This window comes from Cellulomonas timonensis (genome assembly GCF_900046455.1).
Taxonomy (GTDB): domain Bacteria; phylum Actinomycetota; class Actinomycetes; order Actinomycetales; family Cellulomonadaceae; genus Cellulomonas_A; species Cellulomonas_A timonensis.
In genome coordinates this window covers 881,784-907,474 of the sequence record NZ_FCOT01000013.1, presented here as the reverse complement: position 1 = coordinate 907,474, position 25,691 = coordinate 881,784, and the positions used below count along the sequence as shown (strand labels likewise).

Sequence of the window (25,691 nt, the reverse complement as noted above, 5' to 3'; positions counted from 1 at the left end):
AGGCGGCGAGGGTCGAGGGCACGGGCTTTACGGCTCTGTGCCGGGCGGGCGTTGATCTGCGGGTCGCAGCAGGCCGAGTGTGCCGGGGACCAGCTCTGCGGTGGCCCGGCGGGCATTGAGCGTCGCGACGGCCCGGCGGTGGGCGCGGGCGAGTCCGCGTGGCTGCAACGGGAGCCCCGGAGGGCGGCGCAGCCCTTCGCCGTCGTGGTTGCCATGCACCGAAACGAGCAGGGCCGAGGTGCGGGGCGTCAGCTCGGTGAGGCGCGTCCGCACCGGCAGCCATGCCCGCACGGCGCGCAGGGCTGCGGGTGACAGCGCGACGGTGCGCGGCGCCTGGGGGTTGCGAGCGGCTGGCGGCCGCGGGATGTAGGTGACCGTCTTCGCGGTGAGGTCCACGTCGCCGACCTCGAGCGCGGCGAGCTCCCCGACCCGCATGCCGGTGTCGGCGATGAGCTCGACCACGAGGGTGTGCCGCACCCAGATGGGCAGTTGCCTGCCGCGCAGCGACTCTGTGGCGAGCTCGGCGCCCGCCTGCCGGGTGCTGGCCGCGCTGATCCGGCTCGCGAGCGGCGGGAGCGGTAGCCGGTCGAGGTCGGGCTCGGGGAGGCCTGCCGCTTGCGCGAGCAGGAGCAGGCAGGCCCGGCGGGTCCGGTTGCTCGCGGCTGTGGAGGCCCGGGCGGCGCCGCCGCGGGCGCGCAGGGCGCCGGCGGCGGCGAGCTCGAGGTACTGGAGCCCGACTTCGGCGCCTAACAGGTCGGCAAGCGCCGGCGGGGGAGTGCGGTGTGCCGCGTACCGAGCCAGCTCGCCAGCGACCCACACGAGCTGGCGCGTGCGTGCGGGGGAGCGCCCTTCGGCCGCGCGCCCGGCGAGGGCGCGCAGTCGACCGTCTAGGTCGTCAAGGTCCTCGCGATAGTCCACGGGCTAGGTCTAGCACGGCGTTCACCTCGCAGTGATGAGATAACAGGCCCACACGCCAGGGGCGCTACGCGTCGTGGCCAAGTTTCCAGGAAGAGGGCGGCATAGGAGTTTTCTGCCTGTCTGGGGGGCGGGGAGATGTGTATAAGAGCCGGGGGGGTGGGGGTCGGGCCCGGGGGGGCCGCGGAGGGCCGCGCCCGATGCCCCCCCTGGGGCCCCGGGTGGGGGGCGGGGCGGCCCCGAGACTGCCGCGGGCGGGGCGGCGCGGGGGGGACCCGCGGGGCCACCGAGCCATGCGGTCACACCGCGTAGGCGTACTGCTCGAGGTACCTGGGCTTGCCACCGACCGCGACAGCCGCCGCGTTCGCCCACGACGGGTCGCGCAGCAGCGCCCGCCCGAGGAAGACGGCGTCGGCCTCCCCGTCCTCGAGGAGCCGCGTGGCCCATGCCGGGTCGTCGATGCGCCCGACAGCGGCCACCGTGGCGCCTGTCGCGCGACGGATCCGGCCGGCGTGGCGAGTCTGGTAGTCGCGGTCGTGGGGGATGCGCGCCCGGACCAGGCCGCCGCTGGAGGCGTCGATCAGGTCCACGCCGCGCGCGGTGGCCAGCCGGGTGAGCTCGATCGTGTCCTCGACGGTCCAGGCAGCGCGGTCGTCCTCGGGGTCCTCGGCCACCCAGTCGGTCGTCGAGACCCGCAACATGACCGGCAGCCCGTCGGGCCAGACGGCGCGCACCGCGTCGATCGTCTCCAGCACGATCCTGGCGCGTCCGGCCAGATCGCCTCCGTACTCGTCCGTGCGCTGGTTCGACAGCGGTGAGAGGAACGAGTGCAGCAGGTACCCGTGCGCGGCGTGGATCTCCACTGCCTGGAACCCTGCGGCGAGGGCGCGACGAGCAGATGCGGCGAAGGCCTGGACGACCTCGGCGATCTCGTCGCGCGTGAGCTCATGGGGGACGGGAAGGCCGGGGAAGGCAATGGGGCTCGGCCCGACCGGGGTCCATCCGTGCTCGTCGAGGCCCAGGGCGTTGTCGCCCAGCCATGGCTTGTTCACCGACGCCTTGCGACCGGCATGCGCGAGCTGGATGGCGGGGACAGCGCCGGCGGCGGCTATCGACGCCGCGAGGCGGCCGAGCTCCCGCTCCTGCGCGTCACTCCAGAGCCCCAGGTCCCACGGGGAGATGCGCCCCTCGGGGCGCACCCCGGTGGCCTCGACCATCACCAGGCCGACCCCACCGGCCGCACGGGCGGTGTAGTGCGCGAGGTGGAAGTCGGTCGGGGCGCCGGTCAGGGGCCCGGTGGGCTCAGCGCTGTAGGTGCACATCGGGGACATCCACACCCGGTTCGGAATCTGAAGCTCACGCAAGATGAGGGGAGCGAACAAGCTGGTCACTGACGGTCGGTCCTATCTCTCGGGGGAGGGAGGTCAGCAGAGCCCGGATCGATTGCCTCCCGCCGAGTCCAACGCCGTGGAGGCGCGCTTATGCCCGACGTGGCGCGGACGGCTCAGCCATGGTCCGCCAGAACAACCCGCGCGGCGTGCGCGGGTGGCGCAGGTCACCCTTTGAGGACCTGGCGCAGGGTGTGCGATCCGAGTTCCGCGTACTCAGGGGAGTCATCCGAGTGCGCGGCCAGTGAGGTGCCCATGCAGAGCGCCCACCCGCGAGCGCGGCGCCACGTGTCGTCGTCATGGCCCCGGAGCGCGTCCATGCGGTGGCGGAAGCGCCTGCGTCCCTCGGCGTCGAAGGTGAGCCAGGCGGTCGCCAGGTCGGTGGCGGGGTCGCCTGAGGTGACATCGCCGAAGTCGACGAGGGCGCGGAGGCCGTGGTCGTCGACGACCAAGTTCCCGGGGTGCACGTCGCCGTGGAGCCAGAGCGGGGGACCGGGCCAGCTCGGTGTGCTGGACAGCGTGTCCCAGAGCGCCGCCAGTCGGTCGGCGTCGGGGATCAGGCCGGTGGCGAGGCGTTCACGCACCGCGGCGTCGCGGGTGGCCAGCGGGACGCCGCGGACGGCGTTCACTGGCGCGTCGTCAGGCGCCGGGACGTGCAGGCGGGCGAGCGCGTCGGCGAGCGGCTCCGCCAACGGGGCCCGATCGTGAGGGGACATCGTGACTGCCGACCGGCCGGCGAACCACGGGACGATGCTCCATGCCCACGGGTACTCCGACGACGGGACGCCGATCCGCGCGGGCAGGGGCAGGCCGACGTGCCCGGCGCCCGCGAGCACCCGCGCCAGGCTCGGCAGCCAGCGCTGCTCGTTCAGGACGAGCTGGGCGGCGCGGGCTCGGCGCGGCATCCGGATGGCGAGGTCGTCCCCGAGGCGCAGCACGGCGTTGTCCCAGCCGCTCGTCACGAGCCGCAGGGGGAGGCCTGCGAGGTCGGGGTACTGCTCGGCGACGAGCCGGGCCGCGAGCGCGGGCGTGATGTCGAGCTCGGCGACGGGGCGGACGGCCACGGATGCTCCTGGGGGCTCAACGGAAACGGGGACGGGGGCTTCGAGCGACATGGCGGGCGGCGGGCGGGCCGCGGCGCGCTAGACGGGCGCGGGGACCGTCCGGGTGGCGTCCCACGGCACGTTCCAGCCCAAGGTGTCGAACATCGCGTCCAGCACCAGGGCGGTGAACCCCCACACGACGTGCTCGCCGGCGAGGAATGCGGGGGAGTTGTACGTGCGGGATCCTCGGGTGACGGTGGCCGTGCGGCGGTTCGCGGGGTGCAGGAGGTCCGCGACGGGGACCCGGAACACGTCGGCGGTCTCGGCGTGGTCGACGGCGACGACGGGCGACGGGCGGGTCCACCAGCCCACGACAGGTGTGACGAGGTGGCGGCTCACGGTGACGGGCACCTGGGGCAGGGTCCCGAGGATGTCGACCCCCGCGGGATCGAGCCCGGTCTCCTCGCGGGCCTCCCGCAGCGCGGCCTCGGCAGGGCTGCGGTCTCCGGGGTCCAGGCGCCCCCCGGGAAAGGAGACCTGGCCAGCGTGGTGGCCGAGCGTCGCGGAGCGGCGGGTCAGCAGGACGTCGAGGTCGCTGCCCACCGCCGGCGCCGGCTCGTGCGCGGGAACGTGGTCCAGCACGCCGAAGAGCACGAGCACCGCGGCGGGCCGCCCCGTCGGAGGCGTCTGCCGCAACGCGCGGACACCGGCCTGCGCCCACCGCTCCCCGCCGGTGGCGCACAGCGCGGCGAGCTGCCTCCTGGCCTCGGGTTCGCTCATGCGCCCCACCCTAGGCGCCTGTCCATGGGGGTCGCGGCTCACCATCCGTCGGGGAGCGGGCGTCCCTCGTCGTAGCCCGCGGCGGACTGGATGCCCATCACGGCGCGCTCGGCGAGCTCGCTGATCGTGGTGGCCCCCACGTAGGCGCAGGCGGAGCGCACGCCCGCGGTGATGTGATCGATGAGGTCCTCGACCCCGGGCCTGCGGGGGTCCAGGTACATCCGCGAGGAGGAGATCCCCTCCTCGTACAGGGCCTTGCGGGCGCGCTCGTAGGCGGAGCCGCTGGCGGTGCGGGCGGCGACGGCCCGGGCGGAGGCCATGCCGAAGCTCTCCTTGTACAGCCGTCCGGTGCCGTCGTCGTGCAGATCGCCGGGCGACTCGTGGGTTCCGGCGAACCAGGAGCCCACCATCACCTGGGACGCTCCGGCCGCGAGCGCGAGCGCCACGTCGCGGGGGTGGCGGACGCCGCCATCGGCCCAGACGTGGGCGCCGAGCCGCCGTGCCTCGGCCGCGCACTCGAGGACGGCGGAGAGCTGGGGCCGCCCGACGGCGGTCATCATCCGCGTGGTGCACATGGCGCCGGGGCCGACGCCGACCTTGACGATGTCGGCCCCGGCCTCGACGAGGTTGCGGACCCCCTCGGCGGTGACGACGTTCCCGGCGACGACGGGCACCTGGGGGTCGAGGGCGCGGACGGCGGCGAGGGCTTCGAGCATCTTGCGCTGGTGGCCGTGGGCGGTGTCGACGACGAGGACGTCCACGCCGGCGGCGAGCAGGTCGGCGGCCTTGGCTTTGACGTCGCCGTTGATGCCGACGGCGGCGCCGACGCGCAGGCGGCCCTGGTCGTCGAGGGCGGGGGCGTAGATGGAGGAGCGCAGGGCGCCCGCCTGGGTGATGACGCCCACGAGCTCGTCGCCGCGGACCACGGGTGAGAACTTGCGGCGGGTGCGGTGCAGGGCCTCGAAGGCCGCTCCGAGGCCACGGGGCCCGGCGCCGGTGACGACGTCGAGGGGCACGACGGTCGGGTCGGCGGTCATCACCGCTCCGACCTGTGTGAACCTGTCGACTCCGCTGCAGTCGGCCTCGGTGACGACGCCGACGGGCCGGTTGCCCTCGACGACCACGGCGGCGCCGTGGGCGCGTTTGCCGATCAGGGTGAGGGCCGTGTGCACGGTGTCGTGCGGGGTGACGACGACGGCGCTCTCGATCACCGGGTGGCGGGCCTTGACGGAGCTGACGACGTCGGCGACGACGTCGGTGGGCACGTCCTGCGGGAGGACCGCGAGCCCGCCGCGGCGGGCCACCGTCTCGGCCATGCGACGCCCGGCGACGGCTGTCATGTTGGCGACGACGATCGGGATCGTGGTGCCCGTGCCGTCGTCGGTGGAGAGGTCGACGTCGAACCGCGAGGTGACGTCGGACCGTGCCGGGACGAGGAACACATCGCCGTACGTGAGGTCGTGGGCAGGACTCTGACCTGGGAGGAAGCGCATGATCACCCCTTTCCTCCTCATCGTAGGCGTCGGGGCCGTCACAGCGGGACCCCGGATCCCGCACAGGTCGGGCGCCTGGACGCGAGGGCGCACATGGGCTGCGCCGCCTAGAGTGATCCCCGATGCGCGGCGTCTCCGCCGTGCGCACACAGCGGAGGAGGACGGTGTCGCGTGGGTCTGCTCGCTCGCATCAAGACGCCAGCGGACGTGCGACGGCTCACCCACCGGCAGGTGGCGTCGTTGGCCGCGGAGATCCGTGAGTTCCTCGTGCAGTCGGTCTCGCGGACCGGGGGCCACCTAGGGCCCAACCTGGGCGTCGTCGAGCTGACCATCGCGATCCATCGCGTCTTCGAGTCGCCGCGCGACACGATCGTGTTCGACACCGGACACCAGGCGTACGTGCACAAGCTGCTCACCGGCCGCCAGGACTTCTCCGACCTGCGCAAGCGCGGCGGCATGTCCGGGTACCCGAGCCGCGCCGAGTCGGAGCACGACGTGGTGGAGAACTCCCACGCGTCCACAGCGCTCAGCTGGGCGGACGGCATCGCGAAGGCGAACCAGGTGCGCGGCCACGACGACCGGCACGTGGTCGCCGTCATCGGCGACGGCGCCCTGACCGGCGGCATGGCGTGGGAGGCCCTCAACAACATCGCGGCGGGCCGCGACCGGCGCCTGGTGATCGTGGTCAACGACAACGGCCGCTCGTACGCGCCCACCATCGGCGGGCTCGCGCACCACCTGGACGTGCTGCGCACGACGCAGGGCTACGAGACGGTGCTGAGCTGGGGCAAGCGCACGCTGCACCGGTCCGGGCCGCCCGGGCGCTTCGCCTACGAGGCGCTGCACGGCTTGAAGAAGGGCATCAAGGACGTCGTGGCCCCCCAGGGCCTGTTCGAGGACCTGGGCCTGAAGTACGTCGGCCCCGTCGACGGCCATGACGCCCCGGCGGTGGAGCGCGCCCTGGCCCGGGCCAAGGCCTTCGGCGGCCCCGTGCTGGTGCACGTGATCACCGAGAAGGGCCGTGGGTACACCCCGGCCGAGCAGGACGTCGCGGACCGCTTCCACGCGGTCGGCAAGATCCACCCGGAGACGGGCCTGCCGCTCGCCCCGTCGCGGTTCGGCTGGACCAGTGTGTTCGCCGACGAGATCGTGCGGATCGGCCGCCGCCGGCCCGACGTCGTGGCCATCACCGCCGCGATGCTCGCGCCCGTGGGCCTGGCGCCGTTCGCGCAGGAGTTCCCCGAGCGCACCTTCGACGTCGGCATCGCCGAGCAGCACGCGGCCACGTCGGCCGCCGGCATGGCCTTCGCCGGGCTGCACCCCGTCGTGGCCGTCTACGCGACGTTCCTCAACCGCGCCTTCGACCAGGTGCTCATGGACGTGGCCCTGCACCGCGCGGGCGTCACGTTCGTGCTGGACCGCGCCGGGCTCACCGGCGACGACGGCGCCAGCCACAACGGCATGTGGGACCTGGCGATGCTGCGCGGCGTGCCGGGCCTGCGCCTGGCCGCCCCACGTGACGAGCCCACGTTGCGCGCGGCGCTGCGCGCGGCCGTGGACATCGACGACGCCCCGAGCGTGGTCCGCTACCCGAAGGGCGCCGTCAGCGACCCGATCCCCGCGGCGGACGAGGTGGACGGCGTCGACGTGCTCGCCCGGCACGACCCGGACGGCGCCGAGCGGTCCGTGCTCGTCGTCGCCGTGGGCGCGATGGCGACCACCGCGCTGGAGACCGGCGAGCTGCTCGCCGCGCACGGCCTGCGCGTCACAGTCGTGGACCCCCTGTGGGCGCTGCCCGTCCCGGCGGCGATCACCAAGCTCGTGGGGGAGCACGACCACGTCGTCACCCTCGAGGACGGCGTGGCCGACGGCGGCATCGGATCCGCCATCGCCCAGCGCGCCCAGGAGGCCGGCCTGACCACCACCGTGCAGCCCGTCGGCATCCCGCTGGCGTTCCTCGACCACGCAAGCCGCGACCAGCTCGTCACCACCCTGCGGCTGCGCGCGCAGGACATCGCACGAGACGTCCTGACCTGGTTCGACACCCGTCCATGACCGTCCGCGCCCCGCACAGCCGCGGGGGCGCGGACGGACGGACCCGCGGGGCGTGACGAGGCTCACGTCCCGTATTGCCCGGGAAGGCCCAAGGTCCCAAGACATCCCATGACTTGGTCCGTAGCGTCACTGATATCAGACCTCACCGAGGAGCACACGATGTCCACCACAGCTGTCCCGCAGCCGGCCGTCGACGCCACAGCGTCCGCCTGGCGCGAGTTCGTCGCCGGACCCTGGAGCGACGCCATCGACGTCCGAGACTTCATCCAGCGCAACTACACCCCGTACACGGGTGACGCGTCGTTCCTCGCGGGTCCCACCGAGCGGACCACCGGCGTGTGGACGAAGCTCACCCAGATGTTCCCCGAGGAGCGCGAGCGCGGCATCTACGACGTCGACCCCTCGACGCCGTCGACCATCACGTCGCACGCCCCCGGCTACATCGACCAGGCCAACGAGCTGATCGTCGGCCTGCAGACCGACGCCCCCCTCAAGCGCGCGATCATCCCCAACGGCGGATGGCGCATGGTCGAGGGCGCCCTCAAGACCTACGGCTACGAGCCCGACGAGAACGTCAAGAAGATCTTCACGGAGTACCGCAAGACCCACAACCAGGGCGTCTTCGACGTGTACCCGCCGAACGTCCGCGCGGCCCGCTCCTCGCACATCATCACCGGCCTGCCCGACGCCTACGGCCGCGGCCGCATCATCGGCGACTACCGCCGCGTCGCGCTCTACGGCATCGACGCCCTGGTCGCCGCCAAGAAGCTCGAGCGCGCCGGCCTCGACATGGACCGCTCCACCGAGGACGTCATCCGCGACCGCGAGGAGAACTCCGAGCAGATCCGCGCCCTGCAGGAGCTCAAGGCCATGGCCGCCTCCTACGGGTACGACATCTCCCGCCCCGCGGCCAACGCCCGCGAGGCCGTGCAGTGGCTCTACTTCGCCTACCTGGGCGCCGTGAAGGAGCAGAACGGCGCGGCCATGTCGCTGGGCCGCACCTCCACGTTCCTCGACGTCTACCTCGAGCGCGACCTCGCCGAGGGCGTCATCACCGAGGAGCAGGCCCAGGAGCTCATCGACGACCTCGTCATCAAGCTCCGCATCGTCCGCTTCCTGCGCACCCCCGAGTACGACGCCCTCTTCTCCGGCGACCCCACCTGGGTCACCGAGTCGATCGGCGGCATCGGCGAGGACGGCCGCCCGCTCGTCACCAAGACGTCGTTCCGCTTCCTCCAGACGCTCTACAACCTGGGCCCGGCCCCCGAGCCGAACCTGACCGTCCTGTGGAGCAACCGCCTGCCCGACGGCTTCAAGAAGTTCTGCTCGCAGGTGTCCATCGACACCTCCGCGATCCAGTACGAGTCCGACGAGCTCATCCGCCAGGCCTGGGGCGACGACGCGGCCATCGCGTGCTGCGTCTCCGCGATGCGGGTCGGCAAGCAGATGCAGTTCTTCGGCGCCCGCGTCAACCTCGCCAAGTCGCTGCTCTACGCGATCAACGGCGGCCGCGACGAGGTCACCGGCAAGCAGATCGCACCCGTCAGCGCCCCCGTCGAGGGCGACGTCCTCGACTACGACGACGTCAGCGCCAAGTTCGACACGCTGCTCGACTGGCTCGCCGAGACCTACGTCGACGCGCTCAACTGCGTGCACTACATGCACGACAAGTACGCCTACGAGCGCCTCGAGATGGCCCTGCACGACCAGGCCATCCTGCGGACCATGGCGTGCGGCATCGCCGGCCTGTCGGTCGTCGCCGACTCGCTCTCCGCCATCAAGTACGCGACCGTCCGCCCCGTGCGCGACGAGACCGGCCTCGTGACGGACTACGTGACCGAGGGCGACTTCCCGACCTACGGCAACGACGACGACCGCGCCGACGAGATCGCCGTGGCCATCGTGCGCTCCTTCATGGAGAAGATCCGCGCGCAGAAGACCTACCGCGACTCGCTGCACACCCAGTCGGTGCTGACCATCACGTCGAACGTCGTCTACGGCAAGGCCACGGGCAACACCCCCGACGGCCGCCGCCAGGGCGAGCCGTTCGCACCGGGCGCCAACCCCATGAACGGGCGCGACACCCACGGCATGCTCGCCTCGGCGCTGTCGGTGGCCAAGCTGCCGTACTCCGAGTCGATGGACGGCATCTCGCTCACCTCGACGGTCGTGCCCTCGGGCCTCGGCCGCACGCGTGAGGAGCAGATCGCCAACCTGGTCGGCCTGCTCGACGGGTACAACGTCTCCTCCGGCTTCCACGTCAACATCAACGTGCTGAACCGGGAGACCCTCGAGGACGCCATGGAGCACCCCGAGAACTACCCGCAGCTCACCATCCGGGTCTCGGGCTACGCCGTGAACTTCACCCGCCTGACGCGCGAGCAGCAGCTCGACGTGCTCTCGCGGACCTTCCACGGCAGCCTCTGACCGGCACGGGCCGCGACGGATGGATCCCAGCTCCGTCCGTCGCGGCCCCACCCGCCGTCTCATCAGCCTCTCAGCCCTGAGGAGCACGCCATGAACGCGACCAGCACCGCACCGCACGACGTCGTCGACTGCGGCGCGCCGGTCGTCGAGCTCGGGGTGCCGCTCATCGGCGGGCCGCACCAGCGCTCCTCCGCGGGCCCGGCCGGCCTCGACACCACCGACGCCAGCCGCAGCGAGCGCTTCGCGGCGATGCGCGCCGGAGAGCTGGGCTCCCTGCACTCCTGGGAGCTCGTCACGGCCGTCGACGGCCCGGGCACCCGCCTCACCGCCTTCCTCTCCGGCTGCCCACTGCGCTGCCTCTACTGCCACAACCCCGACACCATGGAGATGCGGCGCGGCGAGCCGATCAGCGCCGACGAGCTCCTCGCCCGGGTCGCCCGGTACCGGCCCATCTTCGAGGTGACCGGCGGCGGCCTCACCATCTCCGGCGGAGAGCCCCTCATGCAGCCCGCCTTCGTGGCCCGCCTGCTCCGCGGCGCCAAGGAGATGGGCATCCGCACCGCCGTCGACACGTCCGGCTACCTCGGCGCGCACTGCACCGACGAGATGCTCGACGACATCGACCTGGTGCTCCTGGACGTGAAGTCCGGCATCCCCGACACCTACCGCAAGGTCACCGGCCGCGACCTGCAGCCCACCCTCGACTTCGGGCGGCGGTTGGCCGCGCGCGGCACCGAGATCTGGGTGCGGTTCGTGCTGGTCCCCGGCCTGACGGACGCGCCCGAGAACGTCGAGGCCGTCGCCGACTACGTGGCCTCGCTGTCCACCGTCAGCCGCGTCGAGGTGCTCCCGTTCCACCAGATGGGGCGCGACAAGTGGGAGTCGCTGGGGCTCAAGTACGAGCTCGAGGAGACTCAGCCGCCGTCGCCCGAGCTCGTCGCCCGGGTGCGCGAGCAGTTCCGCGACCGCGGGCTCACCGTCTACTAGGCGGCGCCTCCCCACGCACAGCAAGGGCCGCAGCACACCAGATGTGCTGCGGCCCTCGCCATGCCCCTGCGGATGTCAGCGACCCGGCACGTTCGCCACCCCGTCGGCCAGCAGCCTGCGTCCCAGGACCCTCGCGGAGTACCCCGTGCGGTCCAGGTACGGGGTGATGCCGCCCAGGTGGAACGGCCATCCGGCGCCGAGGATCATGCACAGGTCGATCTGCTCGGGGCCGTCGACGACGCCCTCGTCGAGCATCAGCCCGATCTCCTCGGTGAGGCCCGACAGCACGGCGTCGAGCACACCGGCCCCGTCAAGCGGCGACCCGCCGGAAGGCGCCTCGAAGGCGTCCTGGATCGCCGGGTCCACGTCCAGCTCGGCGCCCCGGCCATCGGGCTCGGGGACCATGCGCCGCCCGTCGGCCGCCAGGCGCTCGAGCCCGGGGGAGAGCGGGTAGCGCTCGCCCAAGTCGGCATGCAGCGAGCGAAGGACGTGCAACGCGACGGGCAGCCCCACGAGCTGGATGAGCGCGAACGAGCCCATCGGCAGGCCGAGCGGCCGCAGCGCGGCGTCGGCGACCTGCACCGGCGTCCCGCCCTCGACGGCCGCGGCGACCTCGGCGAGCATCCGCAGCAGCAGCCGGTTCACCACGAAGCCCGGCCGGTCCGCGACGCCCACGGCCGTCTTGCCGAGATTCTTCGCGAGGGCGAACGCCGTGGCGACGGCCGCGTCGTCGGACGCCTGCGTGCGCACCACCTCGATGAGGGGCATCTGCGCCACCGGGTTGAAGAAGTGGATCCCCACCACCCGCTCGGGGTGGCGCAGATGCGCCGACATCTCGGTGACCGACAGCGCCGACGTGTTCGTCGCGAGCACCGCGTCCGGCGCGATGACGTCCTCCAGCTCGGCGAAGACCCGCTGCTTGAGCGACATCACCTCGGTGACGGCCTCGATGACCAGGTCGGCGCCCGCGAGGGTCCCCAGGTCGGTGCTCACGCTGATCGAGCTGAGCACGCGGTTCGCCTCGTCCGCGCCCAGGCGCCCCTTGGCCGCCAGCGACTCGACCATCGAGCGGATGCCCGCCAGGCCCGCCGCGGCGCGCTCCTCGTCAATCTCACGCATCACCACCGGGACCTTGAGGCGCCGCGCGATGAGCACCGCGAGCTGTCCGGCCATCAGCCCGGCGCCCACGATCCCCACCGTGCGGACCGGTCGCGCGAGCGAGGGGTCCGGAGCCCCCGCGGGCTTGCGGGCCTTGCGGGTGGTCAAGTCGAACGCGTAGAGGCCCGCGCGCAGCTCGTCGGACATGATCAGGTCGGTCAGCGCGTCGTCCTCGGCCGCGAAGGCCGCATCCCGATCGGCGTCCCGCGCGGCCGCGACCAGGTCGAGCGCGCGGTACGGCGCCTGTCGCGCGCCGTGCAGCCGCTGGTCGAGCTGCCGCCGGGCGCCCGCGACGACCGCGGCCCACTCGTCGGCGCCCTCGATCTCGCGCCGCTCCACGACGACCTTGCCGGTGAGCACGTCGGCGGTCCACACCAGCGACCGCTCGAGGAAGTCGGCAGGCTCGAACAGCGCGTCCATCAGCCCCAGGCGCACCGCCTCGGCGGCCTTGGTCATCCGGTTGTTGGCCAGCGGACGGGTGAGGATGATCTCGAGCGCGCCCTGGACCCCCACGAGCTGCGGCAGCAGGTAGCAGCCGCCCCAGCCGGGCACCAGGCCCAGGAACGCCTCCGGCAGCGCCAGGGCCGTCACATCCCCGGCGACGGTGCGGTACGTGCAGTTCAGCGCCAACTCGAAGCCGCCGCCCAGCGCCGCGCCGTTCACGTACGCGAACGTCGGCACGGCCATCTCGCCGAGCATCCGGTACGTCGCATGCCCGAGCTCGGCGATGCGCCGCGCGTCCGCCTCGTCGGCGATGTGCGTCACCGCTGTCAGGTCCGCGCCGGCGGCCAGGTAGTACGGCTTGCCGGTGACGCCGACGGCGACGATCTCACCAGCTGCGGCACGCTCCTTGAGCCCGGCCAGCGCGACGTGCAACTCGGTGAGGCCCAGGGGGCCCAGCGTGGTCGGCTTGGTGTGGTCGAAGCCGTTGTCGACGGTGACCAGCGCGAGCGTGCCGACGCCATCGGGCAGCGGGATGTCCCGCACGTGGGCATGCGTGACGCGCTCCGGGCGGGGCGCAGCGGTGGTGGCGGTCATCGGTCGCTCCCGTCAGTGGTCGTGGCGGTGGGCTCGTAGTCGGGGTGGTGCGGGTTCTCCCAGACCACCGTGCCCCCCTGGCCCAGGCCCACGCACATGGTGGTGAGCCCGTACCGGACGTCCGGCCGCTCGGCGAACTGCCGCGCGAGCTGGGTCATGAGCCGCACCCCGGACGAGGCCAGGGGATGCCCCACGGCGATGGCGCCGCCGTACGGGTTGACGCGCGGGTCGTCGTCCTTGATGTCGAAGGCGTCGAGGAACGCGAGGACCTGCACCGCGAACGCCTCGTTGACCTCGAACAGGCCGATGTCGTCGATGCTCAGGCCGGCCCGCTCCAGGGCCTTGTGCGTCGCCGGGACGGGCCCGATGCCCATCACCTCGGGCTCGACGCCCGCGTAGGCGAACGTGACCATGCGCATCCGGACGGACATGCCGAGCTCGGCGGCCGTGCCCTCCGCCGCGAGCAGGCAGGAGGCGGCGCCATCGGTCAGCGGCGCCGAGGTGCCAGCGGACACGCGGCCGCCGGCGCGGAACGGCGTCGCCAGGCTCGCGACGCCCTCGAGGGTCGTGCCGGGCCGGGGCGGCTCGTCGGCGGTGGCGAGGCCCCAGCCGTTCTCTGGGTCGCGCAACGCGACGTACACGAGGTCCGGGGTGATCTTCCCGGCGGCCAGAGCGGCGGCGTACTTGGCCTGGCTGGCCACCCCATAGGCGTCGGCGCGCTCGCGCGTCAGGGCCGGGAACCGGTCGTGGAGGTTCTCGGCGGTGACGCCCATGTTGAGCGCGTCGGTGCTGACCAGCCTCTCGGCCAGGAAGCGCGGGTTCGGGTCGGCGTCGAAGCCCATGGGATGCCGTCCCATGTGCTCCACGCCGCCGGCGATGGCCACGTCCTGCGCCCCGAACCCGATCGCGGCGGCGGTGGACGTCACGGCTGTCATCGCGCCGGCGCACATGCGGTCGATCGCGTAGCCCGGGACCGTGCGCGGCAGGCCCGCGAGCATCGCGACGGTGCGCCCGAGGGTCAGCCCCTGGTCGCCCCGCTGGGTGGTCGCGGCGATGGCCACCTCGTCGACGCGTTCCGGCGGGAGCTCGGGGTGGCGGCGGAGGATCTCGCGGATTGTCTTGACCGCGAGGTCGTCTGCGCGGGTGTGGGCGTACATGCCGTCATCTCGGGCGCGCCCGAACGGCGTGCGCACGCCTTCGACGAAGACGACAGGGCGAACGGCACGGGCGGATGCGCTGGGCATCGAACCTCCAGGCGGGGACGGCGTTGTCCGGGCGGCGGTCTGGACAGACACGCCACAACCGACCGTACCCGGGACGAAGGTCCCGCACTAGCCCCAAGTTACTCGTGAGTAACACCTGAGGGGCGAACTCAGCCCTCCGCCGCCGCGAACGCCGCGGCCAACGGCGGCGCCACGAGCGACACCTGCCACTCGCGCGCCCCGCCAGCGGCGAGGAACTCCGCGATGTGCTGCTCGTCCAGCGGCTCCGGCGGCGTCCAGCACAGCCGGCGCAGCAGATCGGGCTGCAGCAGGTTCTCCGTCGGCAGCGAGTGCTCCTGCGACAGCGCCCCGACGACATCGCGCGCCACCGCCAGGCGGGCGGCCGCGACCGGGTCGCGGTCGGCCCACGCGCGCGGCGGCGGCGGCCCGTCGGACTTCGGGCCCCGCACGGAGGGGAGCGCCGAGTCAGGCAGCGCCAGGCCCCGGTCGATCGCGTGCTGCCACAGCGCGGCGCGCCGACGGGTCCCCTTGCCGGAGAACGCCGGCAGCGCGACGAGTTGGGGGACCGACCTCGGCAGCGCCTGGGCGGCTGCCACGATCGCGTGGTCGGGGAGCACCCGTCCCGGCGAGATGTCCCGCTGGCGGGCGTTCTCGTCGCGGGTCCCCCACATCTCGCGCACCACTGCGAGGCGCCGGGCGTCGCGGATGGCGTGCAGGCCGGAGACCCGGCGCCACGGCTCGACGCGCGGCGCCGGCGGTGGCGCGAGTCGCACCGCCTCGAACTCCTGGGCGGCCCACTCCGCCTTGCCCGCCACGGCGAGCCGCTCGGCCAAGATCTCGCGCAGCTCGACGAGCACCTCGACGTCGAGGGCCGCGTACCGCAGCCACTGCTCGGGCAGCGGGCGCGTCGACCAGTCCACCGCCGAGTGCTCCTTCGCGAGCCCCAACCCGAGGAGCTCCGCGACGACGGCCGCCAGGCCCACGCGCTCGAGGCCCAACAGCCTCGCAGCCAGCTCGGTGTCGAAGATCCGCGACGGGCGAAGTCCCTGCTCAGCGAGCCCGGGCAGATCCTGGGAGGCCGCGTGCAGTACCCACTCCACACCGACGAGCGCCTCGGAGAGCGCTGAGAGGTCGGGGAGCGCGATGGGGTCGATCAGCGCGGTGCCGGCGCCCTCGCGGCGCAGCTGCACCAGGTAGGTGCGCTGCCCGTACCGGTAGCCCGAGGCACGCTCCGCGTCCACGGCGACAGGTCCGGTGCCCGCGCCGAATGCCTCCACCGCACGGGCCAGGGCCTGCGGGGTGTCGATCACGGGAGGGATGCCCTCGGCCGGCTCGGTGAGGGGGACGACCTCGAGCGGGGCGGGCACGTCCTGATCCAGGGCCAGCTCCGGGAGGATGCCCTCCGCCGGCTCGGACTGTGCGGGGTCGTGCGTGGCGCCGCCGGCGCCTGGTGGATCGGGGAGCATGACCTCCACCGTAGGCGCTTTGCGAGGTCGCGCGGCGCACGCCGCGCGTGACCTGGGGTTGAGCGGGTCCTGAGAAGGGTCGGATCCGGCGCTCAGGGGATGAGGCCCGAGCGGATCGCGAGGGCCACCAGGGCGGCGCGGTCGCCCGTGCCGAGCTTGCGGGAGATACGCGCGAGGTGGCTCTTGACGGTCAGGGCCGACAGGCCGAGGTGCTCCCCGATCCGGCGGTTGCTGCAGCCGTCCGCGACCAGCGCCAGGACGCCGAGCTCACGCGCCGTGAGGTCCGCGCGCACGGGCGCGGCCACCACGGGGGCGGGCTGGGGCACCGACGGATGCGCCTCGCCGGCCACAGCGCCGCGCAGGCCGCCGGACAGCAGCCCGACGAGCTCACGCCGCGCCGCCCGTCGTGCGAGCAAGATCACGCGCCCGGAGCCGCGGCGGCGCACGTTGCGCACCAAGATCTGCCCGTCGCCGTCCGCGAGGTCGGTGACGACCACGCACATCTGGCCGAAGCCGCGGCGGCCCTGGGGCTGCTCGGGCGCGGCCACGGGCGACCGGCGCGCAACCGGCGGCGCACCGCGCACGACGGTCGAGGTCCTGCGCAACGGCTCGATGCTCACGTGTGTCTCCTGGCGACGAGAGTGGGACGTAACCCAGCCATCGGCGCCGCGCAGGCGGACCTTGAGCCCTCAGACGCAGCTCGTCACAGGAAGTCGTCACTGCGGTGCTGGCACGTGCGACCAGTCGTCGCACGCGCCGGGGGAGTGCCGTTCAGCGGCGCCGCGGCAGCGGCACGACCCCGGCGGGCAGCGGCGGCAGCCCTGCGGCGCTGCACAGCAACGCGCTCCACGCGCGCAGGTGCGGGGCCAGATCGTCCTCCTGGGCGGTCCAGCTGAACCGGAGCTCCAGGTCGACCTGGTCGGGGCGCTCGGACAGGGCCCCGAAGCTCTGCGACAGCACCCGGGTCACGGTGCCGCCCGCAGCGTGCGCACGGGCCCCGACTCCCGTGAACGACTCGCGGAACCAGCTCCACGCCACCTCCGCGAGCAACGGATCGGACCCGACCTCGGCCTCGAGCGAGGCGCGCACCAGCGTCACCAGGCGGAACTGGCCGTCCCACGCCTCCTGGCCCTCCGGGTCGTGCAGCACGACGAACCGGCCGGTGGCGAGCTCCGCCGCCTCAGGGTCGCGTCGCGCCGAGCGGACCTCTGCGGTCAGCGCGGCGCTGAACGGCGCGACGCGCGCGGGGCCGGGAACCTCGTCGAGCTCGATCTCGGGGCGCATCCGCACGCCGCGCAAGGACCTCAACGCTCGGACGAACTCGACGGGGACCTCATCCGGACTGGGGGGGATCACGCCTGCGAGCGTACGGGCGCGCCCTCGTGGTCTTGCGGTACGGCACGCCGCGTCGTGCCACTTGGCACGCGGCTAGGCTTGCGCTCGGTAGGAACCCCCCAACGCGCCGCCCGACAAGCCGGGCGGCAAGCGACGAAGTGGAGCAACCGCGCATGACGGCAGCAGGAACCGCCCCCGCAGGAACAGCCCAGATCGGTGTGACCGGGCTGGCAGTGATGGGGCGCAACCTCGCGCGGAACTTCGCGCGGCACGGCTACACGGTCGCCGTGCACAACCGCTCCTACGCGAAGACCCAGTCGCTGATCGAGGAGAACGGCGACGAGGGCGCCTTCGTGCCGTCGGAGTCGATGGCCGACTTCGTCGCGTCCCTCGAGCGTCCCCGCAAGGTCGTCATCATGGTCAAGGCCGGCGGCCCCACCGACGCCGTCATCTCCGAGCTGATCCCGCTGCTCGACGAGGGTGACATCGTCATCGACGCCGGCAACGCGCACTTCCCCGACACGCGCCGCCGCGAGGCCGAGCTCAAGGAGCACGGGCTGCACTTCGTCGGCACCGGCGTCTCCGGCGGCGAGGAGGGCGCACTGCTCGGCCCGTCGATCATGCCCGGCGGCTCGCGTGACTCCTACGAGGTGCTCGGCCCGATCCTCGAGGACATCTCCGCGAAGGTCGACGGCACGCCGTGCTGCACCTACGTCGGCCCCGACGGCGCCGGCCACTTCGTCAAGATGGTGCACAACGGCATCGAGTACGCCGACATGCAGCTCATCGCCGAGGCCTACGACCTGCTCAAGCAGGGGCTGGGGGCCTCCGCCGCCGAGATCGGCGAGATCTTCCGCACCTGGAACGAGGGCGACCTCGAGTCCTTCCTCATCGAGATCACGGCGGACGTGCTGAGCCATGTCGACGCCGAGACCGGGCAGGCGTTCGTCGACATCGTGCTCGACCAGGCCGAGCAGAAGGGCACCGGCCGCTGGACGGTGCAGAACGCCCTCGACCTGGGCGTGCCGATCACCGGCATCGCCGAGGCGACGTTCGCGCGCGCCCTGTCCGGCTCCGTGCCGCAGCGCGCCGCCGCCGCCGGCGTGCTGCCCGCCGAGACCACGCCGTTCGAGGTGACGGACCGCGACGCGTTCATCGAGGACGTGCGCCTCGCGCTGTACGCCTCGAAGGTCGTCGCGTACTCGCAGGGCTTCGACCAGATCGCGGCCGCCAGCGCCGAGTTCGGCTGGGACATCGACCGCGGCGCCATGGCCCGCATCTGGCGCGGCGGCTGCATCATCCGCGCCCGGTTCCTCAACCGCATCACCGAGGCGTACGAGCGCGACGCCGAGCTGCCGCTGCTGCTCGCCGACCCGTACTTCGCGGGCGCCGTCGGCAACGGCGTGGGCGCCTGGCGTCGGGTGGTGTCCCAGGCCGCACTGGCCGGGGTGCCGACCCCCGCGTTCTCGTCCTCGCTGGCCTACTACGACGGGGTGCGCGCCGAGCGGCTGCCTGCCTCGCTCATCCAGGCGCAGCGCGACTTCTTCGGGGCGCACACCTACCGGCGCACCGACAAGGACGGCACGTTCCACACCGAGTGGTCCGGCGACCGCGCCGAGCACACCGCGTGAGCGAGCAGGTCCAGCCCGTCATCCTGGGCGCCGACATCGGCGTCTACGCGCTCGCGCGGTCCTTCCACGAGGCCTACGGCGTGCGGTCCATCGTCGTGAGCGGGGCCGCGCTCGGCCCCGTCGCGCACTCGCAGATCATCGACAACGTCCTCGTCGAGGACGGGCACGACCCGCGGCAGCTCGTCGACCGGCTGCTGAGCGTGGCCGCCGAGCACCCCGACAAGCGCCTGGTGCTCATGGCCAACTCGGACTGGCTGGTCCGCGTCGTGGTGCAGCACCGGGCCGAGCTCGAGCCGCACTACGTCGTGCCCTTCCTCTCCGCGGACCTGCTCGAGCGCATCTCCGACAAGGCGACGTTCGCGGAGATCTGCCAGGACCTCGGCATCAGCGTGCCCCGCACCCTGGTGCAGGACTTCGCGGGCGCGGGGGAGGACGGCTGGCAGCCGGAGCCGGTGGACATCGCCTACCCGCTCATCGCCAAGGCAGCGAGCAGCGCCGACTACCAGGATGTCGAGTTCGCCGGCAAGAAGAAGGTCTTCGAGATCCAGACGGCCGCCGAGCTCGACGAGCTGTGGGCCTCGCTGCGCGCAGCCGGGTTCCGGGGACGGTTCGTGGTGCAGGAGCTCATCCCTGGCGACGACACGCAGATGCGGTCCATCACCGCCTACGTCGACAGCCGTGGATCGACGACCCTGCTGTGCTCGGCGCACGTCCTGCTGGAGGAGCACACGCCGTCCGGGCTCGGGAACCCCGCCGCGATGGTCACCACCCGGATCGAGCCGATGCTCGACCAGGCCCGGCACTTCCTGAAGTCCACCGGCTACATCGGGTTCGCGAACTTCGACGTCAAGGTCGACCCGCGTGACGGCTCGTTCCGTTTCTTCGAGGTGAACCCCCGCATCGGCCGGAACAACTACTACGTGACGGCCGCGGGGGCCAACCCCATGCGCTTCCTCGTCGCGGACCGGGTCGACGGCCGCGCCGTCGAGCCGATGATCGTCGACGAGGAGGTGCTGTACTCGATCCTGCCGAACAGCCTCCTGCTGAAGTACGTGCTGGACCCCGCGCTGCGGGCGAAGGTGCAGGGGCTGATCCGCGCCGGCAAGGTCGTGCATCCGCTGCGCTACGCCAAGGATGGATCGCCGCGCCGACTCGCGTACGTCGCGGCCGCGCTGCTCAACCAGGTGCGCAAGTTCCGCCGGTACTACCCGGAGGTCACGGGCACCGGCTTCTGATGACACGCCTCCCACCGAGGCGTGACAAGGGCCGGGTCGCGACAGGCGACCCGGCCCTTGTCTGCGTCAGTCGACGATCTCGCTGGTGCCCGAGTACAGGTGCAGGACCGGCACCTTCAGCTCCTCGCGGGCCCGGGAGGCCCAGTCGCGGCGGAACGTGTCCTCCAGCGCGTGCGGGTACGTGACGACGACGATCTCCCGCACGCCGCCGGCGCTCACGGCCGCGCGCAGCGCCGGCAGCGGGTCGTCGTCGACGACCGTGCCGGTGGCGTCGCGGCCTGCGTCGGCGAACGCCGCCAGACTCGTGGCGAGCTGCTCGGCGGCCGTGGCCTTCGCCTGCGTGGGCGACGGCTCCCGGCCGAGCACCACGTCGAGCGCCTCGCGCAGCTCGCCCATGCTCAGGTTGTCCACCAGGGACACCAGCAGGTTGCGCTCCGTGTCCGCGGGCACGAGCACCCGGTAGGCGAGCTCCTGGCCCTGGTGCAGTTGCAGGATGTGCTCCACGTCGACGGGAGCGAGGGAGTCCTCCGTGAGGACGAGAACGGTGTCTGTCACGGCTGCGAGCCTAGTGGCGGCCCCGACGGCGCGCTCAGCAACCACCGGCCGAGCAGCGTCCCGTCGGCATGCAGCAGATGCGCAGGCACGGCGTCGACAGGGGGCGCCAGCCAGGGCGCGCCGGCCAGCACCCGGGGGGCGTCCCCGCCCACCAGCAACGGGCTCGTCGTCAGGCAGAGCTCGTCCACGACGCCCCGGGCGACCAGCTCGGCGAGGAGATGCGGGCCGCCCTCGGCGAGCACCCGGCGCAGGCCCCGATCGGCGAGCTGCGTGACCACGGCAGCGGGATCGACCCGGCCGGTCCCGGCGACGATCACCCTGTCGGCGCCCACGCGTCCCCGAAGGTCGTCGAGCCCAGGTCGATCCGCCACGGTGACGATCAGGGGAGCCTGCGGGGAGTCGAACAAGGCCTCGGGCAGCTCCCCGAACGCGGTCACCACGGCGAGCTCCAGGCCGGGACGCTGGCCCCGGGCCGCGCGGGCTGACGCCAGGCCTGCCGGGACCGACAGCGCCCGGTACCGCTCGGCTCGGGCGGTGCCCGCGCCGATCAGCACGACATCGGCCCAGGCGCGCTGCACGGTGAACGCGCGGTAGTCGGCGGGGTTGTTGATCGACCCGGAGACGTGGTCCGCGCCGGTGGCCGAGCCGTCCAGCGTGGAGACCATGTTGGCGCGCACATACGCGTCCCTGCCGGACGACGGCAGCGGGTGGGCGTACAACCCGCTCAGTCTCGCCTCGTCGCCCTCGGGCGCGAGGCGCTCGCCTGCGCGGTCGAGCGGGAGCAGGACGTCGAGCGTGGGCGTGGGATCGGGCATCTGGCCAGGCTAGCGACGTGGCGGCGGGCCGCCAGCGGGCTCGTCCGCGGCCTTCCCGGGCTCCTTGGCGGATGAGCCATCGACACTGCCCAGCTCAACCGCGAGCGCGACCACCTCGCCGACCACCACCACGGCGGGGGAGGTCACGCCGCGGGCGGCGGCCAGTCCCGCGATGTCGGCGAGCGTGCCCAGCGTGGTGCGCTGCTCGGCGAGGGTGCCGCGCTCGACGACGGCCACGGGTGTGCGCGGCGAGCGGCCGTGGCTGATGAGCGCGGCGGTGTGCTCGGCGAGGTGGGCGACGCCCATCAGCAGCACGAGGGTGCCGTCGAGGCGGGCGAGGGCGCCCCAGTCGGTGGCGTCGTCGTGGGCGGAGACGACGGTCACCTGCCGGGCGAGGCCGCGGTGCGTGACGGGGATGCCGGCGGCGGCGGGGACGGCGAACGCGCTGGTGACTCCCGGGACGACCTCGACGGAGATGCCGGCGTCGCGGCAGGCGAGGGCCTCCTCTCCGCCGCGGCCGAGCAGGTACGGGTCGCCTCCCTTGAGGCGCACGACGCGCTGGCCCGCGGTGGCGCGCTCGACGAGCACCTCGTTGATCTGCGCTTGGGTGAGGGGGTGCGCGTGGGGGGACTTGCCGGCCTCGATGCCCTCGACGTCGTGGGGGAGCCCGTCGAGCAGGGCGCGGGGGCCGAGGCGGTCGGCGACGACGACGTCGGCCTCGGCGAGCAGTCGGCGTCCGCGCACGGTGATGAGGTCGGGGTCGCCGGGGCCGCCGCCGATGAGCGCGACGTGGCCAGGGCTGGGGCGATGGCGGCGCAACGGCAGGCCGCCGGTGTCGAGGAGGGTGGAGATGGCGGAGCGCAGGGCGGCGGCGCGGCGGGGGTCGCCGCCGGCGCTGACGGCCACTGTGACATCCCCCGCGCGGGCGACGGCGGGGGTCCAGGCGGTGGAGCGGGCGGCGTCGCCCGCGTGCACGCACCACACGCGGGCCGCCGCGGCCTCGGCGGCGACGGCCGCGTCGGTGGCGCGGTCGCCGGTGGCGGTGTGCACGAACCAGGCGCCGGCGACGTCGCCGGGCTGGTAGCCGCGGCGTTCGTGGCGCACGGCGCCCGTTGCGGCCAGGGCCTCGAGGTCCTCGCAGAGCTGCGGGGCGACGACCCGCACCCGGGCGCCCTCCTGCACCAGGGCGGCCGTGCGGCGCGCGGCCACGGGGCCGCCCCCCACCACCAGCACGTCGCGGCCGCGCAGGTCCAGCAGTACCGCGTGGCGCATGGGGGGATCCTCGGGTGCGGGCATCGGGATCAGCCTCCGCTCAGACCGGTCAGGCCGCGGGCGTGCAGGATGCGCCGCTCCAGTGGGGTGAACACGGCGAGCTCGATGAGGATGCCCACCGCGAAGATCAACAGGATGGCAGCGATGACCAGTGACATGTCACTGGTGTCGCGGCCCAGGTTGAGGAGCTGGCCGAGCCCGGCGCCCAGGCGCGGGGTGTTGGTGATGAGCTCGGCGGCCATGAGCGAGCGCCATGCGAAGGCCCAGCCCTGTTTGAGGCCGCCCAGGAAGCCCGGCAGGGCGGCGGGGAGCAGGACGTGGCGGATGCGGCTCCACCCGCTGGCGCCCAGCACCCGGCCCACGCGCAGGTACAGCGGCGGCACCTGGTCGACCCCCGCGAGCAGGCCGTTGACGATGGACGGCACGGCGCCCAGCAGCACCACCGTGAAGATCGCGGCGTTGCTGAGCTGGAACCAGATGATCGCGGCCGGCACCCACGCGATGGACGGCAGCGACTGCAGGCCGGTGACGAGGGGGCCGAGCGCGCGGCGCAGCAGCGGCAGGGTGGCCATCGCGGTGCCGAGGGCCACGCCGACGACCACGGAGGCCAGGAAGCCGAGGCCGCCGCGCTGCAGGCTCAGCGTGGCCGCTCGCAGCGCGGACCCGTCCTGGGTCGCCTCCACCAGGGTGTGCCACACGTCGAGGGGTCGCGGCAGCGCGTAGGACGGTTTGATGCCCGACGCCGCGAGGACCTGCCACAGGCCCAGCAACACGAGCAGGGCGGCGGCTGTGGGCCAGAAGGCGCGCCAGGTCGCCGCCCACCAGGGTGTGCGGGTCGCCTCGACGGCGGTCTCCAGGGCGTCGAGGCCAGCTTCGAGATCGCGCGCGACGGTGGACGGCGCGCCCGGCGCCGGCGGCGCGGATGTGGTGGTGGACGGGTCAGCGGGCATGGCTGGCGATCTCCGCTCGCAGGTGGTCGGTGATCTCCACGGACAGCTCGGCCACGGCCTGGTCCTCGATGCGGCGCGGCTGCGGGATCGGCACCGTCCACTCGCGCACGATCCGGCCGGGACGCGAGGACAGCAGCACGACGCGCTGCCCGAGCCGCACGGCCTCGCGCACGTTGTGGGTGACGAAGACGACCGACCGGCCCGTCTCCTGCCAGATCCGGGTGAGCTCGGAGTGCATGACGTCGCGGGTGATGGCGTCGAGGGCGGCGAAAGGCTCGTCCATGAGCAGTACCTCGCCCTCCTGGGCCAGTGCCCGGGCGAGGGCCACGCGCTGCCGCATGCCCCCGGAGAGCTCGTGGACGCGACGCGCGTGGGCCCCATCGAGGTGCACGAGGCTCAGCAGCCGCTCGGCCTCCGCCCGCCGCGCGGCGCGTGGCACGCCGCGCAGCCGCAGGGCGAGCTCGATGTTCCGCCCCGCGCTGAGCCACGGGTAGAGCGCCGGCTCCTGGAACATCAGCGCCGGGCGGCGGGCGCCCACCTCCACCGTCCCCGAGGTGGGGGAGTCGAGCCCCGCGATCAGGGAGAGCAGCGTGGACTTCCCGCAGCCGGACGCCCCGAGCAGGCACACGAACTCGCCGGGCTCCACGACCAGGTCGATGCGGTCGAGCACCGGGGGCCTGGTCGTGTCGCCGAAGTGGTGGCTCACCTGCGTGAGCCGCACCGGGGGCCGGGCCGGGCGCCCCGGCGCAGGACGCGCCGGGGCGAGGGTGGGCGCCGGGACCTCGCGCACGCTCATTCCGTCCCGAGCCCTGCGGCCGAGACGGGCTCGTGCCCGCGCTCGGCGAGGATCGCGTTGAGCGGTCCGAGGACGTAGATGCCCTTCAGGTCGACCTTGTCCGAGACCCCGACCTCGGCCGCGTGGTCGGCTGACGTCTGCAGCGAACCCGCCACCGGGTCGTTCGTGGGGCGCAGGTTCGACCAGGCGCGCAGCAGCACGTCGTCGCCGAGCTTCTTGCTGGTGAGGCCCTCGATGGCGGTGTTGGCCGCCTGCGCTGCCTCCTGGTCGTGCTCGGCGATCCACTCGCCGGTGGACACATGCGCCTCGAGCAGCTGGGCGACCGTCTCGGGGTACTTCTCCAGGAACTCGGTGCGCACGATGAGGTGCGTGGTGACGAAGTCGCCGTCCGGCCACAGGTCCTTCTCGTCCAGCAGCACCTTCGCGCCGCCCTCGACGACCAGGCGCGACGCCCACGGCTCCGGCAGCCAGGCGCCGTCGAGCGACCCCTGCTTGAACAGGTCGAGGGTCTGGGCGTTCTCCTGCGGGGCGATGAGCACGTCGTTCTCACCACCGGTCACCGACGTGCGCAGGTCGTTGTCCAGCAGCCAGGCGCGCAGCGCCACATCCTGGGTGTTGCCCACCTGCGGGGTGGCCAGGGTGGCGCCGCGCAGGTCCTCCACGGAGTCGATGCCCTCCCGCACCACCAGTTGGGCGCCGCCGGAGGTCGCCCCGGCGATGATCCGCACCGCCTCCCCGTCGGACTTGGCGAACGCGTTGATGGCCGGGTTCGGGCCGATGTACGTCGCGTCCAGCCCGTCGGCGAACAGCGCCTCCACCGCCGCCGGGCCGGCGCTGAAGATCTCGGTGGTGAGCGTGGTGTCGCCCAGGGCCTCGGCGTACGTCCCGTCGGCCACCCCGATCAGCGGGATCGCGTGGGTGATGTTCGCGAAGTAGCCGAGGCGCAGCTCGGCGGCCTCGCCGCCGCCCGTGGCGTCGGCCTCCTGGGCGGCGGGGGTGTCGAGCGCCGCGCAGGCGGTGGCCAGCGCGGCGGCCGCGCCGATCAGGACTGCGGAGAGCGCGGCGCGGCGGGCTCGGGTGCGGGTGCGGGTGCGGGCGTGCGGGGTCGTGGGCATGTCAGTTCCTCTCG

At 73.4% G+C, this 25,691-nt stretch carries 21 protein-coding genes; 5 read left to right on the top strand and 16 right to left on the bottom strand.

Translation table 11 applies throughout. From position 1 onward, the window contains the following. Nucleotides 1–27 precede the first annotated feature (27 nt). The 5 genes from BN3788_RS17545 to BN3788_RS17525 all read right to left on the bottom strand — a co-directional run bounded on the left by BN3788_RS17545 (nt 28) and on the right by BN3788_RS17525 (nt 5,619). The gene (locus BN3788_RS17545) at nt 28–918 is read right to left on the bottom strand and encodes a site-specific integrase (RefSeq protein WP_066588947.1); all 891 of its coding nucleotides are present in this window, start codon (nt 916–918) and stop codon (nt 28–30) included. Nucleotides 919–1,214: 296 nt separating this feature from the next. Next, nucleotides 1,215–2,306 carry an NADH:flavin oxidoreductase/NADH oxidase gene (locus BN3788_RS17540; protein WP_066588945.1) on the bottom strand — a complete coding sequence of 364 codons (1,092 nt, stop codon included), beginning with the start codon at nt 2,304–2,306 and terminating at the stop codon, nt 1,215–1,217. 164 nt (nt 2,307–2,470) lie between these two features. Beyond that, nucleotides 2,471–3,367, bottom strand: coding sequence for an aminoglycoside phosphotransferase family protein (locus BN3788_RS17535; protein WP_066588941.1), 897 nt, complete (start codon nt 3,365–3,367; stop codon nt 2,471–2,473). A 78-nt stretch (nt 3,368–3,445) separates the two neighbouring features. Beyond that, nucleotides 3,446–4,126: an NUDIX hydrolase gene (locus BN3788_RS17530; RefSeq protein ID WP_066588939.1), complete on the bottom strand. Its 681-nt coding sequence runs from the start codon at nt 4,124–4,126 to the stop codon at nt 3,446–3,448. A 38-nt stretch (nt 4,127–4,164) separates the two neighbouring features. Further along, nucleotides 4,165–5,619 carry a GuaB1 family IMP dehydrogenase-related protein gene (locus BN3788_RS17525; RefSeq protein WP_066589706.1) on the bottom strand — a complete coding sequence of 485 codons (1,455 nt, stop codon included), beginning with the start codon at nt 5,617–5,619 and terminating at the stop codon, nt 4,165–4,167. Nucleotides 5,620–5,790: 171 nt separating this feature from the next. On the opposite strand from BN3788_RS17525, the gene dxs reads away from it, so the two are divergent. From dxs to pflA, 3 genes are all read left to right on the top strand, one after another. Continuing rightward, entirely contained in the window at nt 5,791–7,674 is a 1,884-nt protein-coding gene (gene dxs / locus BN3788_RS17520; RefSeq protein WP_066588936.1) for a 1-deoxy-D-xylulose-5-phosphate synthase, read from the top strand. Between the two features lie 159 nt (nt 7,675–7,833). Next, a complete protein-coding gene (gene pflB / locus BN3788_RS17515) occupies nt 7,834–10,101 on the top strand; it encodes a formate C-acetyltransferase (RefSeq protein ID WP_066588934.1) in 2,268 nt (755 codons plus the stop codon). Between the two features lie 90 nt (nt 10,102–10,191). Next, on the top strand, nt 10,192–11,088 hold the full coding sequence (gene pflA, locus BN3788_RS17510; protein WP_066588932.1) for a pyruvate formate-lyase-activating protein: 897 nt from the start codon (nt 10,192–10,194) through the stop codon (nt 11,086–11,088). 75 nt (nt 11,089–11,163) lie between these two features. Here pflA and BN3788_RS17505 read toward each other — a convergent pair whose 3' ends face one another. The 5 genes from BN3788_RS17505 to BN3788_RS17485 all read right to left on the bottom strand — a co-directional run bounded on the left by BN3788_RS17505 (nt 11,164) and on the right by BN3788_RS17485 (nt 17,329). Further along, nucleotides 11,164–13,284, bottom strand: coding sequence for a 3-hydroxyacyl-CoA dehydrogenase NAD-binding domain-containing protein (locus BN3788_RS17505; RefSeq protein WP_066588930.1), 2,121 nt, complete (start codon nt 13,282–13,284; stop codon nt 11,164–11,166). After that, nucleotides 13,281–14,528 carry a thiolase family protein gene (locus tag BN3788_RS17500; protein WP_066588927.1) on the bottom strand — a complete coding sequence of 416 codons (1,248 nt, stop codon included), beginning with the start codon at nt 14,526–14,528 and terminating at the stop codon, nt 13,281–13,283. Before BN3788_RS17500 ends, BN3788_RS17505 begins: the two co-directional genes overlap by 4 nt. A gap of 128 nt (nt 14,529–14,656) precedes the next feature. Then, nucleotides 14,657–15,973 (bottom strand): HRDC domain-containing protein, encoded by a 1,317-nt coding sequence (locus BN3788_RS17495; protein WP_082813034.1) that lies wholly within the window; start codon nt 15,971–15,973, stop codon nt 14,657–14,659. A gap of 92 nt (nt 15,974–16,065) precedes the next feature. After that, nucleotides 16,066–16,593, bottom strand: coding sequence for a helix-turn-helix transcriptional regulator (locus BN3788_RS20020; RefSeq protein WP_261797947.1), 528 nt, complete (start codon nt 16,591–16,593; stop codon nt 16,066–16,068). Nucleotides 16,594–16,744: 151 nt separating this feature from the next. Then, nucleotides 16,745–17,329, bottom strand: coding sequence for a DUF3000 domain-containing protein (locus tag BN3788_RS17485; RefSeq protein ID WP_066588924.1), 585 nt, complete (start codon nt 17,327–17,329; stop codon nt 16,745–16,747). A gap of 152 nt (nt 17,330–17,481) precedes the next feature. On the opposite strand from BN3788_RS17485, the gene gndA reads away from it, so the two are divergent. After that, nucleotides 17,482–18,939 carry an NADP-dependent phosphogluconate dehydrogenase gene (gene gndA, locus BN3788_RS17480; RefSeq protein ID WP_066588921.1) on the top strand — a complete coding sequence of 486 codons (1,458 nt, stop codon included), beginning with the start codon at nt 17,482–17,484 and terminating at the stop codon, nt 18,937–18,939. Further along, nucleotides 18,936–20,174 carry a carboxylate--amine ligase gene (locus BN3788_RS17475; RefSeq protein WP_108723882.1) on the top strand — a complete coding sequence of 413 codons (1,239 nt, stop codon included), beginning with the start codon at nt 18,936–18,938 and terminating at the stop codon, nt 20,172–20,174. Before gndA ends, BN3788_RS17475 begins: the two co-directional genes overlap by 4 nt. Nucleotides 20,175–20,240: 66 nt before the next feature. Here BN3788_RS17475 and BN3788_RS17470 read toward each other — a convergent pair whose 3' ends face one another. From BN3788_RS17470 to BN3788_RS17445, 6 genes are all read right to left on the bottom strand, one after another. Continuing rightward, nucleotides 20,241–20,729 carry a hypothetical protein gene (locus BN3788_RS17470; protein ID WP_066588915.1) on the bottom strand — a complete coding sequence of 163 codons (489 nt, stop codon included), beginning with the start codon at nt 20,727–20,729 and terminating at the stop codon, nt 20,241–20,243. Then, entirely contained in the window at nt 20,726–21,544 is an 819-nt protein-coding gene (locus tag BN3788_RS17465) for a dihydrofolate reductase family protein (RefSeq protein WP_066588912.1), read from the bottom strand. The genes BN3788_RS17470 and BN3788_RS17465 overlap by 4 nt, the downstream gene beginning before the upstream one ends. Nucleotides 21,545–21,553: 9 nt before the next feature. Then, nucleotides 21,554–22,816, bottom strand: coding sequence for a uroporphyrinogen-III C-methyltransferase (gene cobA / locus BN3788_RS17460; RefSeq protein WP_234346709.1), 1,263 nt, complete (start codon nt 22,814–22,816; stop codon nt 21,554–21,556). A 29-nt stretch (nt 22,817–22,845) separates the two neighbouring features. Then, on the bottom strand, nt 22,846–23,766 hold the full coding sequence (locus BN3788_RS17455; protein ID WP_066588908.1) for an ABC transporter permease: 921 nt from the start codon (nt 23,764–23,766) through the stop codon (nt 22,846–22,848). Next, nucleotides 23,756–24,487 carry an ABC transporter ATP-binding protein gene (locus BN3788_RS17450; RefSeq protein WP_390620167.1) on the bottom strand — a complete coding sequence of 244 codons (732 nt, stop codon included), beginning with the start codon at nt 24,485–24,487 and terminating at the stop codon, nt 23,756–23,758. The genes BN3788_RS17455 and BN3788_RS17450 overlap by 11 nt, the downstream gene beginning before the upstream one ends. Before the next feature lie 71 nt (nt 24,488–24,558). Then, complete coding sequence (locus tag BN3788_RS17445) at nt 24,559–25,677, bottom strand: ABC transporter substrate-binding protein (RefSeq protein ID WP_066588906.1); 1,119 nt, start codon at nt 25,675–25,677, stop codon at nt 24,559–24,561. Nucleotides 25,678–25,691: the final 14 nt, after the last annotated feature.